General features: G+C 41.6%; 13 protein-coding genes. 10 read left to right on the top strand and 3 right to left on the bottom strand.

Going from position 1 to position 20616, the window contains the following annotated elements; translation table 11 throughout:
- The first annotated feature begins 44 nt into the window (after positions 1 to 44).
- The 8 genes from tssE (at position 45) to purL (ending at position 14513) form a co-directional block, all read left to right on the top strand.
- Entirely contained in the window at positions 45 to 521 is a 477-nt protein-coding gene (gene tssE, locus HYG89_RS05740; RefSeq protein ID WP_004972715.1) for a type VI secretion system baseplate subunit TssE, read from the top strand.
- Between the two features lie 12 nt (positions 522 to 533).
- Positions 534 to 2342 (top strand): type VI secretion system baseplate subunit TssF, encoded by a 1809-nt coding sequence (gene tssF / locus HYG89_RS05745; protein ID WP_178866568.1) that lies wholly within the window; start codon positions 534 to 536, stop codon positions 2340 to 2342.
- Positions 2306 to 3307, top strand: coding sequence for a type VI secretion system baseplate subunit TssG (gene tssG / locus HYG89_RS05750; RefSeq protein ID WP_004972723.1), 1002 nt, complete (start codon positions 2306 to 2308; stop codon positions 3305 to 3307). The genes tssF and tssG overlap by 37 nt, the downstream gene beginning before the upstream one ends.
- The gene (locus HYG89_RS05755; protein WP_136144007.1) at positions 3301 to 4728 is read left to right on the top strand and encodes a hypothetical protein; all 1428 of its coding nucleotides are present in this window, start codon (positions 3301 to 3303) and stop codon (positions 4726 to 4728) included. Before tssG ends, HYG89_RS05755 begins: the two co-directional genes overlap by 7 nt.
- 25 nt (positions 4729 to 4753) lie before the next feature.
- A complete protein-coding gene (gene tssM / locus HYG89_RS05760; RefSeq protein WP_178866570.1) occupies positions 4754 to 8578 on the top strand; it encodes a type VI secretion system membrane subunit TssM in 3825 nt (1274 codons plus the stop codon).
- Between the two features lie 37 nt (positions 8579 to 8615).
- A complete protein-coding gene (tagF, locus tag HYG89_RS05765; protein ID WP_178866572.1) occupies positions 8616 to 9575 on the top strand; it encodes a type VI secretion system-associated protein TagF in 960 nt (319 codons plus the stop codon).
- A 2-nt stretch (positions 9576 to 9577) separates the two neighbouring features.
- Complete coding sequence (locus HYG89_RS05770; protein WP_178866574.1) at positions 9578 to 10345, top strand: OmpA family protein; 768 nt, start codon at positions 9578 to 9580, stop codon at positions 10343 to 10345.
- A gap of 331 nt (positions 10346 to 10676) precedes the next feature.
- Positions 10677 to 14513 (top strand): phosphoribosylformylglycinamidine synthase, encoded by a 3837-nt coding sequence (gene purL / locus HYG89_RS05775; protein ID WP_178866576.1) that lies wholly within the window; start codon positions 10677 to 10679, stop codon positions 14511 to 14513.
- Positions 14514 to 14539: 26 nt separating this feature from the next.
- Here purL and HYG89_RS15995 read toward each other — a convergent pair whose 3' ends face one another.
- A complete protein-coding gene (locus HYG89_RS15995) occupies positions 14540 to 14671 on the bottom strand; it encodes a hypothetical protein (RefSeq protein ID WP_256732322.1) in 132 nt (43 codons plus the stop codon).
- Positions 14672 to 14722: 51 nt separating this feature from the next.
- Between HYG89_RS15995 and HYG89_RS05780 the strand changes: the two genes are divergently transcribed.
- Together HYG89_RS05780 and epmA are read left to right on the top strand one after the other, a co-directional pair.
- On the top strand, positions 14723 to 15790 hold the full coding sequence (locus tag HYG89_RS05780; RefSeq protein ID WP_004972744.1) for a 4-phosphoerythronate dehydrogenase: 1068 nt from the start codon (positions 14723 to 14725) through the stop codon (positions 15788 to 15790).
- Positions 15787 to 16767 (top strand): EF-P lysine aminoacylase EpmA, encoded by a 981-nt coding sequence (gene epmA, locus HYG89_RS05785; RefSeq protein WP_178866579.1) that lies wholly within the window; start codon positions 15787 to 15789, stop codon positions 16765 to 16767. The genes HYG89_RS05780 and epmA overlap by 4 nt, the downstream gene beginning before the upstream one ends.
- Positions 16768 to 16937: 170 nt before the next feature.
- Here epmA and HYG89_RS05790 read toward each other — a convergent pair whose 3' ends face one another.
- Together HYG89_RS05790 and HYG89_RS05795 are read right to left on the bottom strand one after the other, a co-directional pair.
- A complete protein-coding gene (locus HYG89_RS05790; protein ID WP_004972751.1) occupies positions 16938 to 18173 on the bottom strand; it encodes a multifunctional CCA addition/repair protein in 1236 nt (411 codons plus the stop codon).
- A 90-nt stretch (positions 18174 to 18263) separates the two neighbouring features.
- Positions 18264 to 20543, bottom strand: a complete 2280-nt coding sequence (locus tag HYG89_RS05795; protein WP_004972754.1) for an NADP-dependent malic enzyme — start codon at positions 20541 to 20543, stop codon at positions 18264 to 18266.
- Between the last annotated feature and the right edge of the window lie 73 nt (positions 20544 to 20616).

The raw sequence follows: 20616 nt of genomic DNA on the forward strand, positions 1-20616 counted from the left end.
CAGCTCTAATTTCTCAAAATCTCTCAAAGATTATCGTGATCATCATGAATTTAGATCATTTATATCCTTATGGTTTTAGATCAACTTTATTTGATCGTTTGTTCGCTGAACAAGAAAACGGATTAAGCGGGATGTCGATTCAGCAATTGCGCGAGTCAGTTGCACGTGATTTAGAAGATTTGCTGAATAGTCGAATTGCAAAGTTTGATCGAAATATGGATGAGTTCCCACTCGTTAAAAAATCGATTTTGCAGTTTGGCATTATTGACTTTATTGGATTGTCGACAGCGAACCCTTTAGATCGCGATAAAATTTGTCAATCGATTGAGCAGTCCATTACAGCGCACGAACCAAGATTGAAGCAGATTAAAGTTGACATGCTATTTGATGGACACAACATGGGCGCGCTTTGTTTAAGTATTCAAGCTTATTTAAATATTCACCCATTGTATGAGCCTGTTTTTTTTGATGCCTTACTCAAACCCACAACACAACAATATGTTATTTCTGCCCGAGCTTAGTGGGAGTCCACTGTGATAGAGCAACTTTTACCGTATTATGAAAAACAATTACAAGAATTCGGTCAACAATCTAGAGCATTTGCAGAGAAATATCCGAAGATTGCACAGCGACTCGCGTTAAATCAAGAGCAAATTGATGATCCGCATATCGAGCGTCTCATTCAGGCATTTTCCTTTATTGCTGCACGTATTGATAAAAAATTAGCAGACAGTTATGAGGTTTTTACTTATTCTTTGTTTGAGGTGATGTTTCCGCAGTATCTACGTCATTTTCCCGCGTGTACGGTGGTGAGTTTTGATGAGCGCGATAAATTGAAACAATTGACTGCAGCACAGTTAATTCCAGCAAAAACTACATTAAAGTCACGTAGTTTTAAAGGCGTACAATGTGAATTTAACACCAGTCAAGATGTGCGTTTATTGCCGATTGCAATAACGGATTTGGCATTTCAGACCTCACCAAGTGTACATCTGAATTTGAATCAGAATGCAACTTTAAGTCTGAAATTTGAAATTTTTAATGATGCACACAGCTGGATTTTAGATGAAAAACTACCGATCTATTTGGATGCTCTTTCTAATTTTCCCCTACAAGTTTTAGATGGTATTTTTCGTCAGGAAACAGCTTTTTCCCTTCGTGTTGGACAAAGCGTAACTGATATTCGCAACCCATTTACCGTGATGGGATTTAGCGAACAAGAGAGTTTATTGCCGATTGATCAACACACGCATCATGCTTATCGTTTATTGATGGAGTATTTTTGTTTTCCTGAAAAGTTTCATTATTTAAACTTTGATTTGAGTGTTTTAAATGAACACTTGCAGCAGCAAAATAGTTTTGAAATATTGATTCATCTCAAACTGAATTTGAATAATCAGGCACTTCTACGCAATTATTCCGCATTGAATGTCGCAAATTTTAAATTGCTTAGTACACCTGCAATTAACCTGTTTGAAAAGCAGGCAGAACCGCAAAAGATTTTACATACACAATTACACTATCCCTTGATTACAGATGCGCATCACCCTGAGTTATATCAAGTTTATGCAGTGATCGAAATGAATATGCTGCGCGAAAAGACTCGGCAGGCTGCAACTCATTTGCCTGTTTTGCCATTTTTTGCCATGAGTCATTATCATCCAGATCAAACTCAATTTTTTTATACGCTGCATTATCAGCCTGTGCAAAATAAAATGATGCCAATCAGCTATTCGATTATTTCCAAACAGTTGCAGCCAGATGAAGTTAAATCGGATTTTATCAGTACACGTTTGCTGTGTTCCAACGGTGATTTGGCGCATGAAGCGCTAAGTCAGAGCAATCATGTTCTACATTTAAATGACAGTCGTCTGGCAAGGCGTGCCAATATTCTAAAACGACCTACCTTGGCGGTTTCATTTGATCAAAATAGTCAGCAACAATGGCGCATTATTTCGCATCTTTCACTCAATACTTTGGCTTTAATGAAAGGTGATGCTTTGAGTCACGTGAAAGAGCTTTTAACTTTATACAATTTGCCGCAGTCGAAAGACAATATTGTATTGATTGATGCAATCAAACAACTCAGTTTTTCCACAACACATAAGTTAGTGAATACACAGCCATTTCCTATGTTTGTTCGGGGTGTGAAAGCTGAGCTTTGTATAGATCCACGTGTTTTTCATGGACACAGTCTTTATATTTTTAGCCAATTATTAAGTCATCTTTTTAATCTGAAAGTTCAAATCAATAGTTTTGTGGATGTCGTCATTAAAGACAGTCTGAATCAACAGGAGATCTACCCATGCGTGCAGAACGTTGGTGGCAAGACACTTCTATAATTGATCAAGTCTTTAAACAGCCAGGCACATTTGAATTTGTTCAATCGACGCGCTTATTACGTCATTCGACTGTAGTGCAAGGTCAATACCATTGGTCAGCAGCGTTTTATTTTGAACCTTCATTTCGCTTGAGTTTTCCATTAGCGGAAATTGAATCGTTGCATTATCAGGATCAACGTATTCATCTAAGCAATTTAGTGATCGGACTGACTGGTATACAAGGGGCTTTGCCTTATAGTTATACGCATCAGTTAAAACAGCATTTGCGTCAACAGCGTTTGGAAGCGCAAGCATTTTTAGGCTTATTTAATCATCAACTGACCGCAAAATATGTCGATGCGACTTTGGCATATCACTTGCCCATCCGCTATGAGATAGAACACAAAAATGATTATCTCGATATTTTGCATGCGTTAAGTGGTTATTCGAGAACTCATCATGAACAGCCTGATTTAGATGAATATTTTGCCGAGTTTTCTGGATTCATGCAGGGGCAGAATAACACTGCACATGCCTTAAAAACGGTCTTGTCCTGCATTTTTGCGCAGCAAATACATATTCGGGAATTTGTAAAAGAAAAGTTTCAGTTACAGGATGAACAAAAATCCTGCTTAGGTGGCAAGAATCCAAGTTTGCTCGGGCTGAATACGTTTTGTGGAAGTACTATGCAGCAAATGGATGGCAAAATTGAGATTCAAATTGGGCCTTTATGCCGAGCGCAATATCTCGCTTTTTTGCCAGATCAACCTTTAAGCCACAAATTAAAACGTCTGATTGAAACATGGTGTGATCCAAGTTTGCATATTGATTTGCGTTTGATTTTAGGTCGAACAGAAATTCAGCCGATGTGTTTAGATTCAAAACATGAGATGGGGTTGGGGCAAGGTGCATTTTTAATGCCTACTAAGACATTAGACCATCATGCTGAAACTTGCTATGCCTTAATAGGACGTGCGCCATGTTGAAGAAGTTTTTAGCAACATGGATTGCCTGTTTTATTTTGTTTGGATGGGGCGCGATTGATTATTGGCGTGATATTCAATATCAACCTGAATTGACAGATTTGATTGCATATTTTTTGGTTGTACCGATGCTGATCAGTGCAGCTTTGTTTGCACCTTGGTTTATTTATCAGGTTTATCAGCACTACAAAATGCAGCGGCAACAAGCTTCACAGACTGAATTTGATTCAGCGCAGTTTTTCACAACAGCCATGCCTCATGTTGACCCTCAATATTTGAAATTGCATGTGTATGCAGCAGCTGCATATAGTGCTTTAGGTGAAAATGAGGCAATTCTGGAAGGTATTCAGCATTTTACCAGTCCAAAGTTAGATCGAAATTTACTGAATTTACATGGGCTGCCGATGCTTTCGTATCGCATTGAAGATTTAGATCAACAGCACGGTGATGGAAGTGCGCATGAGCAAGATGAATCATGCTTGTCACTTCGACAGCAGCGCATCATGGCATTAATTCAACAGCAAATTGAACAGCACATTACGCTTTTGAGTCTGATCTCAGCGCAGCTAAAATGCTCAAGTTTATTTTATGAAAGCCAGCATTTACATGAATATCGTATGCATCCTGCATGGACAGATTTAAGTTTGGCAGATACTGAACAGGGTGAGCTTGCTCAGCTTGAACAGGTCTATCGTTTAGATCGTCTGAATCTACATATTTTATTGTCTGCAGAGCTTGTAGATGTTTGGGATGATTCACACAGTAATACGGCTATTCAGCGTATTTTAGATGAAATGGGCATCATTTTAGAAAAAATTCACCTTGAATATCATTATCTAAGCGCATTATCTGCCGAACAGGAACTACAGGAATTATTTGAGCGTATTCAGCATCAAGCACATGAAATTGCTTTGATCATTGTGGTGGATTCTGAAATTGATCAAGTATTGATTGATGAAAAATGTTGGATTAATAGCAGCTATCTCCCTGCCGAATTTATTAGTAGTTGGTGTGTTGCAAATACTGCTGTGCAACTAGAACAGCAACGACCTATCAAGGCTTTTAATCTATTTGCCGATCAAGCTCATGTGCAACAAATATTTGAAATATTAAAACTGCGTGAGTTGGCACTAGACCAAGCCGAAGCGCCTTTTGTATTCATGCTTGAAGATGCTACGGATCGTAAAGCAATGAAAAAATGTGAACAGTTTTTCGCAGAAAGTCCTGTCGAGCCGTATCACTATTTATATTGTAAACCCGCTGTCGGAAATACCCTGAACTTAGCCAAACCATTTGGGTTGATGTTGGGAGCATTGCTCCCAAGTCATCAAGCCGCTTTGGTTTATACACAAAATTTACAGGCATGCATCCAAACTTTTTCTGAGATTCCCGCAGAGCGAGCATGTGCAGCATTTGCTGATTAATGAACAACAATAATAAGAGAATTCCATGCATATTATTTTAGCTTATTTGTGGCAGTACATGAGTAATCCTAAAGCGATGATTGCTTTATCTTTATTCATTGCCTTGCTATCCACATATTCAGTGCTACCCCGCAAAATATTTTGGATATTGGTAGTCAGTTATGCGCTGAGTGTCATTGCCTATGTTATTTATTGGCTCATCCAGCGCAAACAGCACGCGGAACAAGGTGAAAAACTTGCCCATGCTATTGAACAAAGCCATCAGGCTGTTTCTACCCAATATAAAGACAAGGCAGAATTACAATCAATTCAACAACAAGTGAAAGAATCAATCCAGTTGATTCGTAAATCTAAACTTGGCGATAAAAAGGGCAATGCTGCCTTATATGAATTGCCCTGGTATATGGTGATTGGTAATCCTGCTGCAGGTAAAAGTTCTGCAATTTATAACTCAGGCTTGAAGTTTCCATTTGAAGAAACTCATCAAAAAATGGTGTCAGCTGGTTTAAGCGGCACCCGAAGTTGTGACTGGTTTTTTTCTACCCAAGGCGTTTTGCTAGATACAGCAGGACGTTATTCGGTGTATGCAGAAGATCATGCGGAATGGCTTGGCTTCTTAAATATTCTTAAAAAAAGCCGAGCCAAAGCCCCTGTAAATGGCTTGATTGTGATCGTGAGTATTGCTGAATTAATCAGTCAAAGCCCCGAACATTCGTTGAAACTTGCTAAAAATTTACGTGCCCGAATTCAGGATTTAACCGAAAGACTGGAAGTTGTGGTTCCTGTGTATTTGGTATTTTCCAAAATGGATTTAATTGCAGGGTTTACCGAGTTTTTCAATTGTTATGCAGCGCAAGAATATAATCAGGCTTGGGGCGCGACTTTGCCTTATGAGCAAAACTCATCGCAGCATGCCGTGACATTGTTCGAGAAACATTACAACATTTTATATGATGGCTTAAAAAGCGTGAGCACCACACATTTAAGTCGCCGTCATGCTCAAAATATTTCGCCGAGTGTCATGACATTTCCATTGGAATTTAAAACTTTAAAGCCAGCATTAAAAAGTTTTATTGGGACTTTATTTGAAGATAATCCGTATCAATTCCAACCTGTTTTTCGAGGTTTTTACTTTACCAGTGCGTTACAGGAAGGCAGCATCGAAAGCCCGATGACAGAAAGTATCGCACAAGAATTTCAACTGCAGCAGATTGCAAGTCCTTTTCAGGACGAAGAAAAAAGTTCGATTGCCCCAAATCATGGCTATTTTTTACAAGGTCTGTTTTCCAATGTGATTTTGCGAGATCAGCATTTGGTGAAACAACATATTAATCCTGCGAAAAAACGTCAGCGTTATATGGCATTTACTGCTGCATTGCTTGGTGTTGGATTGTTGCTCAGTGTTTGGGTGTGGTCATATCGTCATAATCAACAACTCATTGCCGATGTTCAGGCAGATTTAGATCAAGTTGTACGTTTGGAAAAAACTTCTGGGCAGGTTTTATCCACACAACTCGAAAGCTTATTAATTTTACAAGCACGTCTGCAACAGTTGGATGGGTTTTCCGAACAACGTCCACTTAAGTTCAGTTTTGGCTTATATCAGGGCAAGCAGTTACGCGAACAGCTCAAAGTTGAATATCTAAAAGGCGTTCAGCAGATTGTATTGTTGCCAACCCAGCAAAATATCGCGCAATACTTACAGCGTGTCCAACAAGATGCGGCAACACTCAAAGCGCATCATATACATGCAAAAACGCAGCAAGTTGCGAAAACTCAACCATATTTAGAGCCTTCCGTGCAAAATCCGCAAGATGCTTATAATGCGTTAAAGACTTATTTAATGCTGACGAATCCTGAATATCGGGAGAGCAGTCATTTAAGTGATCAGATTTCACGTTTTTGGCGCACTTGGTTGGATGCCCATCGTGGAGAAATGCCACGTACGGACATGATTCAGCAGGCAGAAAAAATCCTGTCTTATGCCATGACACTCGCTCATCAGGACGATTTTCCTGTACTGGAAAGCGATGCACAAATGGTCGATCAAACTCGTCAAGTGCTGTTGTCGGTCATTCAGGGAATGCCTGCACGAGATCGGGTATATAACGAAATAAAAATGCGTGCAGCAGTACGTTTTCCTGCACTTACGGTCAGTCAAATTGTGGGGGAGCAACACAGTCGCATTGTTTTAGGCAGTCATGCTTTGCCTGGTATTTTTACGCAGCAGGCGTGGAATGAATATGTCGAACAAGCCATTGATCAGGTAGCCAATCAGCCAACGGACAGCAAAGATTGGGTGCTCAATAGTCATCAGTCGGATGATCTAACTTTTTCAGGAAGTCCTGAACAAATCCGTAAACAATTGCTGAGCTTGTATCAGCAAGAATATGTGAGTGAATGGAAGAAATTTCTAAATGGCATCCATTATGCAAAAACAGATCAGTTCAATCAGCAAGTGAAACAGCTTGATCTGTTGGGAGAGCCGCAAAACTCGCCAATTCGTAAGTTATTGCAACGTATTGCAGTGGAAACCAATTGGGATAATCCAATTGTGCAAGCTGAACTTGCTGTGCCTGAACAAGGATTTATGGCGTGGTTTAAAGACAAAGTGCTGCGTCAGTCTAATGACAAAGCTGCAGCACAGGCGACCCTAAAAGCGCAAGGTGCGATTTCTCAAGAATACCAAATGTTTTATCAACTGCTGCGTAAACGTGACGATTTACAGGATCAATCTCTGTTTGATGTGTATATGAACAACCTTGCACAGGTGCGCAGCAAGTTAAATGATCTTCAAACGGCAGGGGAAATTGGACCAAGTGCAATGGCATTGTTCAAAAAAACCATCCATGATCAAAACTCGGTCTTTAATACAACGCAAAAATATGTCGATGAAAAAATGATGGTGGGTTTAAAAGAGGCTGACCAACAATTATTACAAAAACTGTTGATGACACCGCTAACTCAATCTTTTGCAAGTTTAATTGTACCGACACAAGATGAAATTAATAAATTATGGCGTATTCAAGCCTATCAACCGTTTGCAACACATTTAGGTCAGAAATATCCATTTCATTCAGGGGGGACTTTACAGGCAACCAGTCAGGAAATGGGACAAATTTTTGGTGAAACAGGAAGTATTGCTGGCTTTGTCAAAGACACTTTAGATCCGTTGTTGATTCGTCGTGGTTATGTCTTAACTTCAAAAACATGGAAAGATTTAGGCTTAAATTTAAATCCTCAGTTTGTGATGGCATTTCCGCGATATGTTGCGCCAATTCATGGTATGGCAACAGGACGTTTAGATCAGCCTGCAACATCTGCTGTTTCAAATCAATCCAATTTCCAATTTTATCCATTACAGCACCCACAATTTTTATCGTATAGCATCGATATTGATGGTCAGCGAATGCAGTTTGAAAATGGAATTCAACAATGGGTCAACTTTGTGTGGCCCAATCCAGGCGCAATTCCCGGCGTGCGTATTAGTGCAGTCGATTTAAACGGTCAGTCGCATACTATTTTTGAAGCACCGGGCGAATATGGCATTAACCGTTTAATTGATGCTGCACAGCGCAAAGAGCAAAACGGTCACTTTGAAATGACTTGGGTCAGTAAAACGGAACCATCTTTATCTTTAAAAGTGAATTTCCGACTCATTAGCGGACATAGCTCGGGCAATATTGGTTCAAGTCGTGGTTATGTGGGGTTGCAGTTGGTCGATCAAGTCACCACGACCAAAGCACTTCTTGTGGTTGCTGCACAAACGACAGCAATGAGTCCCGCACAAACAGCGGCTACGCAGTCTAAAACTACAATGTCTGCACAAGTGGGAGGCGTTCCGCAATGATCAAGAGAAATAACACTTGGCAAAAGGCGTGGTGGGTATGCAAGCAGTAAAAACCGTACCTTTATATTATGGAAAAATACCTGCCCGTGGTGATTTTATAAAGTCTAAAGGGCAATCGGAACTCATTCAGCAGCTCGATCAGTGGATTAGTAATGCACTGGAACATGCCATGCAGAGCGCAGATTTTAAACAGCGTTATGCAACTTTGCCTGCTTTAGATTTTTTGATTGCCCATCCAGCAGAACCAATGTTTTTAGCTGTTAATTTAAAGGCGAGTCAAGATAGCTCGGGGCGGGCATTTCCAATGCTACTGGGGCAGTTGTTTGAGGTCGAACAGCCGAGTCAAAAGTTATTATTTGTGCCGTTTTTTTACAAAGCTATTTGGACTGATTTATTGCAACGCAATCAGGTCTTAAGCAATATCCGTGATCCCAATATGTCATTTGAACTGTTGAATCAATTGCCGAATAGGGTTCAACTTTTGAGTGCAGAAGAATACCAAGACTTTTATGAAAAACACAGCACGCATTCATTGGCACAATTAATGAAAATCAGTGTCAATGACTTGGCTCAGAGTGTGATTGGGTTGGGACTTTTACTGCAACCCGTCCTCAAAAATGGCACTCGTCGTTTAAACAAAGTGATGATTTTACCGCTGAATCATCCGCGATATTGCTTTGAAATCGCAGCATTTTGGATGGGCATGATCGGGCGGTTTTTAGGCGCGCATCATACTGAAATTTTGCTGGGGATACTACATTTTGAGGCACCCATTTTGATCATTGATTTTCAGGGGGCTGATGTCATGACGCTGCGCGATCTATTTATTCAAAATATGCAGGGTGAACATTGGGTTTCTTTAATTCAAGCCACTTGGATTGATGCTTATTTAGAACAAAATGCAGGTCTTGCAACATTGGAACAATTACTTTGTCAGCGGCAGTTAAATCTTAACCAAGCATTAAAGCTGTTTAGACAAACTTTTTTAGATGAATAAATATGAAAAATAATCAAAAACGTATTCGCGTAAGTCTACTTATTGGCTTGTGTTTTTTAGTCCAAAGTCATTTGATCTATGCAGCGCCCATTGTTATAGAAGGTGTGGTGCCAAACGAAGCAAGTAAACAAGCCATTTTGGCGAAAATGCAAGCTGTGTATGGTGAATCGCAGGTGTTAGATAAAATTCAAGTCCGTGCAGTTGCTGCACCGAATGGTTGGGATGACTCAGTTTCGCGTATGATTACAGCGGATTTAAAAAAGATTTCTCAAGGGCAGTTACGTGTGAAAGGGACTCAAATTGATTTGATAGGAAAGGTGAGTGCTGCTCATCAAATTCAAGCTACGACAGCAAACTTTCAGGCTTTGGTACAGCAGCCTTATCGTTTAAACACGCAGCTTTCAGGGAATCAGTATGAACAAAAGATGCTGGATGCTACGCTCAAAAACAGGATTATTGAGTTTGAATCGGGTAGTGCGATTTTAACTGATGCAGGTCAAAAAATTCTGGATGAAATGGTTGTGGCATTGAAGCAAGTTGGCACCAAAAAAGTGAAAATTGTTGGACATACAGACAGTTCGGGCGATGCGCATAAAAATATAGTGTTAAGCCAATCACGTGCAGAAGTGGTAAAAAATTACTTGGTCGATAAAGGTATTACGGCAACGCATTTAAGCACCGAAGGTCAAGGTTCTAATCAGCCTGTCGCAGACAATACAACGCTAGAAGGACGTAAGAAAAATCGACGTATTGAATTTGAGGTGCTTTGATTAGTTGATATTGAGCAAGGCGGAAGTTGAGCGTCATGTCCTGATCTTTAGAGCATCTGTGTGTAAACAGATGGCATAGAAAATAAAAACAGCATCAATCATTCAGTAATTTCCACAGTGATAGTGCTTTGTGCAATTTAAAGCACGAATCTTGAATACATTGATCTGAAATAGAGGCTTTAAATCAACATTCGGAAGTTTTACTGCCGAAACGCGCCAAGAAAACCATTTTCCATCTAGCTGATTATGGCATTTCACAGTAGAATATGCGCTCTCTTCAAGTCACATTGTGGCATGGTCCAAAAGATCAGCCCGTGGAGCCAAAATCAGCATGTTTATCGTTGCCGGTGCACCTGCACATTCATCTTTTAAGAAAACTCAACTCTTAAACCGTTTAGCGTCAATGAGTTCTGTTCAATCTTTCGATAGCCAATGGGTTTATTTATTTGACCAAGCGCTCGACGAGCAACAACAGCAATCTGCTTTACAGCTTTTAAACGATGGTGCATCTTTTGAATTACGCCAAGCTGCAAGTGATGAAGTTCAAATTTTAGTGACACCACGTGTGGGCACAATTTCTCCTTGGTCATCAAAAGCAACCGATATTTTTGCCAACTGTAATACGCCTGTACACCGCCTAGAACGCGGTGTTTTGTTTACCTTAAAAGGTATTACAGACGTTTCAAACGAAGTAAAACAAGTATTGCATGACCGCATGACCGAAAGTGTGTTTAACCACATTAACGATGCTGCAGCGTTATTTGTTGAAACTGAACCAAAACCTTTAAATAGCATTGATATTTTGGGTGAAGGCAAAGCGGCATTGGTAAAAGCCAACAGTGAGTTTGGTTTTGCCTTGTCTGATGAAGAAATTGATTATTTAACCGAAGCATTTATCAAGTTAGGCCGTAATCCGCATGACATTGAATTGATGATGTTTGCACAAGCCAACTCTGAGCACTGCCGTCACAAAATCTTTGGTTCTGAATGGACAATTGATGGCGAAGTACAGCCATTGTCATTGTTCCAAATGATCAAAAATACTTATAAAGAATCACCAACAGACGTATTGTCGGCTTACAAAGACAACGCTTCGGTGATTGTTGGTTTTGATACGCAGCGTTTCTATCCGAAAAAAGATGCTGCAACAGGTCACTACGTTTATAAATATAAGAGCCAAGCTGCCCACATTCTTATGAAAGTGGAAACACACAACCACCCAACTGCAATTGCACCATTTGCAGGTGCTGCGACAGGTTCGGGTGGTGAAATCCGTGATGAAGGCGCGACAGGTCGTGGTGGTAAACCAAAAGCAGGTTTAACAGGCTTTACAGTATCGAATTTAAATATTCCTGGTTTTGAACAGCCTTGGGAAGAAAACTATGGCAAGCCTTCACGTATGGCATCGCCATTACAAATTATGATTGAAGGCCCATTGGGCGGTGCAGCGTTTAACAACGAATTTGGTCGTCCTGCGTTAAATGGTTACTTCCGTACTTTCGAGCAAAACGTGAATGGTGAAGTAAAAGGCTTCCATAAACCAATCATGATTGCAGGTGGTTACGGCAACATTCGTCCAGACCATGTCGAAAAAGACCCAATTCAGCCAGGCGATTTATTAATCGTTTTAGGCGGCCCTGCGATGTTGATCGGTTTAGGCGGTGGCGCTGCATCTTCTGTAGATAGCGGAACCATGGGTGAAAATCTTGACTTCGCTTCAGTACAACGTGAAAACCCAGAAATGGAACGCCGTTGCCAAGAAGTGATTGATACATGCTGGCGTTTGGAAGATGCTAACCCAATCGTATCAGTGCATGACGTGGGTGCAGGTGGTATTTCGAACGCAATGCCTGAGTTGGTGAATGATCACGAACTAGGTGCTGTACTTGATTTGCGTAAGATTCCATCTTTAGAACCAGGCATGTCACCAATGGAAATTTGGTCAAACGAAGCGCAAGAGCGTTATGTATTGGCCATCCGTCCAAGTTCTTTAGAATTATTTGAATCAATCTGTGCGCGTGAGCGTTGTCCGTTTGCAGTATTGGGTGAAGCGACAGAAGCGCGTCATTTAACGGTTGAAGATCCACTGTTCAATAACAAAGCTGTAGATATGCCAATGCAGGTCTTGTTAGGTGGTACGCCACGCATGAGCCGTTCTTATGAAAGCATTGAGCGTCAAGGTGATGATTTTGATGCAGCTCAAGTTACTGATCTGAAAGATGCGATTTACCGTGTCATCAAGAATCCAACTGTTGCTTCTAAATCATTCCTAATCACGATTGGTGACCGTTCAATTACAGGTATGGTTGCACGTGATCAGTTGGTTGGCCCATGGCAGGTGCCTGTTGCAGATGCAGCAGTAACCACTACCAGCTTGCAAGGCTTTACAGGTGAAGCAATGGCGATGGGTGAACGTCCACCTGTAGCTTTATTAAACCCTGCAGCATCTGCGCGTTTGGCAGTGGCAGAATCTATTTCCAATATCATGTCAGCCAAAATTGACCAGATCAGCGACATTAAATTATCTGCAAACTGGATGGCAGCAGCAGGTCAAAAAGGCGAAGACCAAGCTTTGTTTGAAGGTGTAAAAGCCATTGGTATGGAAATGTGTCCTGCGCTAGGAATTGCAATTCCAGTAGGTAAAGACTCATTGTCTATGCGTACCACTTGGAATGACGAAGGTATTGATAAATCTGTAACTTCACCAATGTCAGGTGTAATTACTGCATTTGCACCAGTGACCGATGTACGTAAAACACTAACCCCTGAATTGAAAAATACCGATTCAGTATTGGTACGTATTGACTTGTCTAAAGGTCAGTTCCGTTTAGGCGGTTCAATTTTAGCGCAAGTGTATAAAGCTATTGGTTCAGTAACACCAGATGTCGATAACTTTGACGAATTCAAAGCATTCTTTGCTTTGGTACAAGACTGGAATAACCGTGGCTTGATTCAAGCTTATCACGACATTGGTGATGGTGGTTTATTGGCAACTGTAACAGAAATGATGTTCGCTTCACGTTTAGGTGTGGCGTTAGAAGATCAATCTGTTGCGGCATTGTTTGCTGAAGAAATTGGTGCAGTACTACAAATCTCTAAAGCAGACTGGGCTAACTTAGCTACTGAAGTTGCTGCATCTACTCTGAAAGATGCAATTTCGGTAGTCGGTACAGTCAATAACACAGATCAACTTGCTGTAAATGGCTTGGTGCTTGAACGTGCCGATTTGCAAGCGGCTTGGAGTGAAGTATCTCACCAAATCCAGCGTTTACGTGACAACTCAGAAACTGCTGATCAAGAATTTGCCTTGATTACAGATAAGAACCACAAAGGTTTGATTGCTCAACCGACATTCGACTTAAATGAGCCAGTTGAAGCGCCGTACATCAATACACGTCGTCCTAATATGGTGATTTTACGTGAACAGGGTGTAAACGGTCATGTAGAAATGGCGGCAGCATTTGACAAAGTCGGCTTTAACACCGTTGACGTACACATGAGCGACTTGCTTGCAGGGCGTGTCGATTTAGACGACTTTGAAGGCTTAGTGGCGTGTGGTGGTTTCTCTTACGGTGACGTATTAGGTGCTGGCGGTGGCTGGGCGAAGTCAGTCTTGTTCAACCCGAAATTACGCGACCAGTTTGAGAAATTCTTTAACCGTCAAGAAACGTTCTCACTGGGTATCTGTAACGGTTGTCAAATGTTGTCACAATTAGCACCACTCATTCCAGGTGCAGAAGCGTGGCCACGTTTCCATCGCAATACTTCAGAAGTGTTTGAAGCGCGTAGCGTTAACGTCCGTGTGGAAAAATCAAACTCTGTATTATTGCAAGATATGGAAGGCTCGATTTTACCAATCGCAGTGGCACATGGTGAAGGTCGCGTCGTTGCACCAGAAGCTAATTTGGCAGCCTTGAACGCAGGCAACCAAGTGATTTTACGTTATGTCGATAGCCACGGAAATGCGACTCAACATTATCCAATGAACCCGAATGGTTCGCCAGAAGGTATTTCAGGCGTAACTTCAAAAGATGGTCGTGCAACAATTATGATGCCGCACCCTGAACGTAATTTCCGTGCGCTTCAACATTCTTGGAAACCTGAAGAATGGACTGAAGATGGTGCATGGTTACGTATGTTCCGCAATGCGCGTAAATTTATTGGTTAAGATTTAACTCGCTTAATCTATAGCAGTCAGCCACCTTCGGGTGGCTGATTTTTTTGCTGTGAATATGCAACTTTTATATAGACGTGCATGTTTCCACCTAAATGAATCGTCGGCTTGCTGTTCAACAATTCTGCATTAATCTCAACAATCATAGTCATCCTAGACAACTCAAGCTATCATAAACAAGCAAACACACATGGGATGGCGTTATGAAAATCATTGCAGATGAAAATCTGGCATATACCGATTATTTCTTTGCAGATTTGGCAGAAATAGAGCACAAGGCTGGACGCCGTCTAACGCATCAAGATGTGCAAGATGCTGATGCGCTGCTAGTTCGTTCCGTCACCCAAGTGAATGCAGCATTGATTCAACAGACCGCGCTTCAATTTATTGGCAGCGCGACCATTGGCACAGACCACCTTGATATCCCAGCCATCGAGCAGCAGGGCATTGCATGGTCAAATGCGGCAGGTTGTAATGCGCAGGCGGTGAGTGAGTATGTGATTACCGCATTGCTTCATCTCGAGCCTGAATTACTACATGCCAATCAAAACTTTAAACTTGGCATTATTGGACTGGGCAATGTCGGCTCGCGCTTGGTCAAAATGGCACAATTATTAGGTTGGGATGTCATCGCATACGATCCATTTGTGCAGTTGCCCAATGTGCAGCAATGTGACTTAGATGCACTATTACAACAGGCAGATGCAATTTCCATTCATGTGCCATTAACAGAAACTGGTGAACATCCTACTCATCATTTAATTAATGCAGCGCGTTTGGCATGTATGAAGCCTCAAGCCATTCTGATTAATTCAGCGCGTGGGCCAGTGGTAGAAGAAGCGGCTTTAATGCAGGATATTCAACATACTCAGCGTTTAGTGGTATTAGATGTTTTTGAATATGAACCTGAAATCTCTGCAGAATTATTAGATTTGCTTGCTTTGGCAACCCCGCATATTGCAGGGTATAGCCTAGAAGGCAAGGCACGCGGCACACAAATGATTTATCAGGCTTTTTGTGAAAATTTTGGTTTAGATGCCACAAAACAATTTGAAACTCAATTGCCAAGCTGCGCGCAATATTTCAAAACCCAAGATTTGAAAAATAGTCTGCATGCACATTTAAGTCAAATTTATGATATTGCACAGGATGATGCCAATTTACGTGCCTGTGTCAAAGCGGGCAAAGTTGAGCAGCAGGCTTTTGATCATTTAAGAAAAACCTATCCTCTGCGTCGTGAATGGGCAGCACACGGAGGCCCGCAAGCATGAGTTCAAATCTCCAATATCAACCAACTTGCGACTTAAACAGCATGCGCGCACGTGCACAATTGTATGCACAAATACGCCATTTTTTTGCGGAACGTGAAGTACTTGAAGTTGAAACGCCAATTTTGTCACAGGCAGGAGTGACAGATGTGCATTTGGCTTCAGTGCAAGCACAGCGCCATGTGCAGGGCAAATTGCATACGCACTATTTACAGACCTCACCTGAATTTGCCATGAAGCGTTTATTGGCCAGTGGTAGTGGTGCTATTTATCAAATTTGTAAAGTCTTTCGTGATGATGAGCATGGACGTAAACACAACAGCGAATTTACCATATTGGAATGGTATCGTCCCGAATTTAGCCTGAAAGAGCTTATGTTTGAGGTGACAGATTTACTTAATCTGACGTTAAAACAACGCTTTGGCGAAGTACGTCCAACAGTGTTGAGTTATAAACACGCATTTATGGATCGTTTGGATTTAAATCCTTTACAGGCAAGTCTGCAACAATTGAAAGACTGCTGTCATCGTGTGGGTTTGCATCTGGATTTGGGTGATGACCGTCTAGGCTACATCGACCTATTGTTTTCACATTTTGTAGAACCAAGTTTGGGCTTTGATGCTCCTGTATTTTTAACCGATTTTCCACCTGAATTAGCATCTTTGGCTAAAACCAGAACAGATGATGATGGGGAATTGGTCGCAGCCCGTTTTGAGCTATATATCGAAGGTTTAGAGCTTGCCAATGCCTATGATGAATTGATTGATGCTACTGTGCTGCGTTCTCGTTTTGAAGCCGATAATGCAGAACGCGCACAACTTGGTTTACATGTGATGCCAATTGATGAATATTTATTGGCTGCGTTGCCGAACATGCCTGAATGTTCAGGTATCGCCTTGGGCATAGATCGCTTATTGATGATTGCAACTGAGCAGATGCGTTTAGAGCAAGTGATTAGCTTTCCTGCGCAGCTTGCCTAAAAGCAAAAGACAGTTTCTTATTTCAAGAAGGATTTATTTGAGCTAAAAAGCCGTAGCTTCTATATTTTAGAAGATTACGGCTTTTCGATCAGAAATTTAGGCTGACTTAAATAGGTTAAGAATGATAGATCAAAGAACGCATGTAATGACGTTCTATAGACTTAAATAGCCTAAGCAGTAGCAGCCAAGTGACGTGCCTTTAATTGCTCAATCGCTTTAATGCGTCGTTCAATCAGCATTTCACCAATATCGGGGCCTTGGACATCGGCAGGTAAGTCTTGCGCCTTAATGCTGCGTACCACTTGAATCGCTTCCAAAATATAGCTCGCTTGCGGATAGTCACGATCTTCCAAACCTAAACGCCCACGAGAGTCACATTCACAGGCTTGTACAAAGGCTTCTACACGCTCAGGACGACGCAAGACATCCAAACGCTGTAATAAGCGCCATAACGTGCCAGGCTTTAAGCTCAATGCTTGGTGGCATTTTAAATGCTCTTTACATACAGCAAGTGCAAGTTGTTTGGTATTGGTCGGTACGCGCAGGCGTTCACACACTTCCGTTACAGGTCGAATCCCACGTTCTTCATGCATAATGTGCCGTGGTAATTCATCGGCAGGGGTCAAGGCCTTGCCTAAATCATGCAATAACACTGCAAAGCGTACATCGAGTGAGTAATTGGCACGACAGGCTTGTTGTAGTGACATCATGGTGTGCACACCACTGTCAATTTCAGGGTGATATTCAGGACGCTGTGGAATACCGAATAAAGCATCTAATTCAGGAAATAAAACTTTTAAAGCACCACAGGCACGCAATGTTTCAAAATAAACATCGGCACGTGCTTCCATTAAGGCACGTGAAGTTTCTTTCCATACGCGTTCAGGTGTCAGCGCATGTAACTCACCAGATTCTGCCAACTCTTGCATTAATAACAAGGTTTCAGGTGCAACCACAAAGCCTAAAGCATGATAACGTGCTGCAAAACGAGCAATACGCAGCACCCGTAACGGGTCTTCTACAAAAGCATTGGAAACATGGCGCAGCACTTTATTGCACAGATCTTGCTGTCCACCGTAAGGGTCGTAGACATTGCCATCACTATCCATTGCCATGGCGTTAATGGTTAAATCACGACGGATTAAATCTTCTTCTAAGGTCACGCTTGGGTCGGTATGAAATTCAAAACCGTGATAACCGTGTCCAGATTTGCGCTCTGTACGAGCAAGTGCATATTCATCTTTAGTTTCAGGATGAAGAAAAACAGGGAAGTCTTTGCCCACAGGTTGAAAGCCTTGAGCCAAAAGTTGTTCGGGCGTTGCACCAACGACAACATAATCTTTTTCGTGATAGGGATGCCCGAGTAAGTGATCTCGAACTGCACCGCCTACTAAATAAACTTGCATGAAAAAACCTCTATTCTTCAAGCAATCATGCTACAAAATAGAGGTTTTCTCAAGTCTATAATTCTGAGTCAGTCACTCAGAAATATAGGTTTATGCTTTAACTTGTGCTGTTTGTTGAATTTCAGCAACAGTGAGGGCAGTCATATTCACAACACGACGTGTCGTTGCAGTCGGAGTCAAAATATGTACAGGTTTTGCTGCACCTAACAAGATAGGGCCAATCGTAACATTGTTACCTGAAGTCGATTTCAACAAGTTAAATGAAATATTGGCAGCATCTAAGTTCGGCATAATCAACAAGTTTGCAGAACCTTTGAAGCGTGAGTTCGGGAAAGCAAAATGACGGATATTTTCGTCTAATGCTGCATCACCGTGCATTTCACCTTCAACTTCAAGCTCAGGTGCAATCTCACTCAAGATTTCAAAGACTTTACGCATTTTTTGTGCGCTAGAGTCTTGTTGGTCAGAACCAAAACTTGAGTGAGAAAGTAGAGCAACGCGTGGTGTCATACCAAAACGGCGTACTTCTTCAGCCGCTAAAAGTGTCATTTCAGCCAACTGTTCAGCAGTTGGGTTTGTGTTGACATAAGTGTCGGCAATGAACAAGTTGCGATCTTCAAGCATCAATGCGTTAAGGGTAAAGAAGTTAGTACGACCTTCTTTTAGACCAATCACATTTTTTACGAAATCAAGGTGAATGTCGTAGCTTGAATAAGTACCACATAACATACCATCGGCTAAACCATGCTTCACTAACATTGCTGCAATGAGGGTAGAGCGACGACGTGCTTCACGCTGCGCGTATTCAGGTGTAACGCCTTTACGCTGCATGATGGTGTAGTAATCATCTGCAAATTTTTCGTAGTTAGGGTTGTTTTCCTGGTCTACTATTTCCATATTCACGCCATGTTCAAGACGTAAACCTAACTTTTTGATGTTCGCTTCAATTACTGAGGTACGACCTACAAGGATTGGTTTAGCCAAGCCTTCATCCACTGCAATTTGTACTGCACGAAGTACGCGTAAGTCTTCACCTTCTGCATAAGCAATACGCTTAGGGTCAGTTTTTGCTTGAGCAAAAATAGGCTTCATCATAAATGCCGAGTTATATACAAACTCAGACAAACGCTGACGGTATGCAGAGAAGTCTTGAATTGGGCGACTTGCTACACCTGAATCCATTGCCGCTTGAGCAACTGCAGGTGCAATTTCAAGAATTAAACGCTGATCAAGTGGGCGTGGAATTAAATAGTCACGACCAAATGATGCAGATTTTTCACCATAAGTTGCTGCATCTGCTTCAATGTGTGCCATGCGTGCAATTGCGTGTACACAAGCAATTTTCATTTCTTCGTTGATGGTAGTTGCGCCAACATCTAATGCACCACGGAAAATATACGGGAAGCAAAGTGCGTTGTTAACTTGGTTCGGATAATCCGAACGACCTGTTGCCATAATCACATCTGGACGTACTTCATGCGCATGTTCAGGCAAGATTTCTGGGTCTGGGTTAGCCAAAGCAAAGATAATTGGATTTTCAGCCATTTCTTTGACCATAGCTTTGGTCAAGATACCCGCTGCAGAAAGACCAAGGAACATATCCGCACCGCTAATTACATCAGCAAGTTGCGTTCCTTCAATGTCTTGCATATAGCGTTTTTTCGAGTCATCCAAACCTTCACGTTTGGTGGTGATTAGACCACGCGAATCCGCAACAATGATATTTTCTTTTTTCGCGCCCAATGCACATAACAGGTCTAAACAAGACAGTGCGGCTGCACCTGCACCTGAAGCAACGATTTTGATTTCTTCAATTTTCTTGCCGTTAAGTAACAAGGCATTGAGTAGGGCAGAACCTACAATGATTGACGTACCGTGTTGGTCATCGTGGAACACAGGAATATTCATGCGTTCACGAAGTTTTTGCTCAATGTAGAAACATTCTGGCGCCTTGATGTCTTCAAGGTTGATACCACCAAAAGTTGGTTCTAATGCTGCAACAATATCTACAATTTTGTCTGGATCATTTTCAGCAATTTCGATGTCAAATACATCGACACCAGCAAACTTTTTAAAGAGTACGCCTTTACCTTCCATCACAGGTTTAGACGCCAAAGGACCGATATTACCTAAACCTAATACTGCTGTACCGTTACTAACGACAGCAACCAAGTTACCGCGAGCGGTATAAAGTGCAGCTGTTGAAGGATCACGTTCAATCTCTAAACATGGTGCTGCGACACCTGGTGAGTAAGCGAGCGCTAAGTCACGTTGGTTGACCAGCTGCTTACTTGGAGTAACGCTGATTTTTCCTGGTGTTGGAAATTCGTGATAGTAAAGTGCCTGCTGTTTTAATGATTGATCGTCCATCTGAATCTCGTGTGTGACAAGTTGGCCAGCGATGCTGGTGGTTTTTTTATGAATCTTATCGAATATACCATTA

It is taken from the genome of Acinetobacter sp. SwsAc5 (assembly GCF_013391485.1).
In the GTDB taxonomy this organism is placed as follows: domain Bacteria; phylum Pseudomonadota; class Gammaproteobacteria; order Pseudomonadales; family Moraxellaceae; genus Acinetobacter; species Acinetobacter towneri.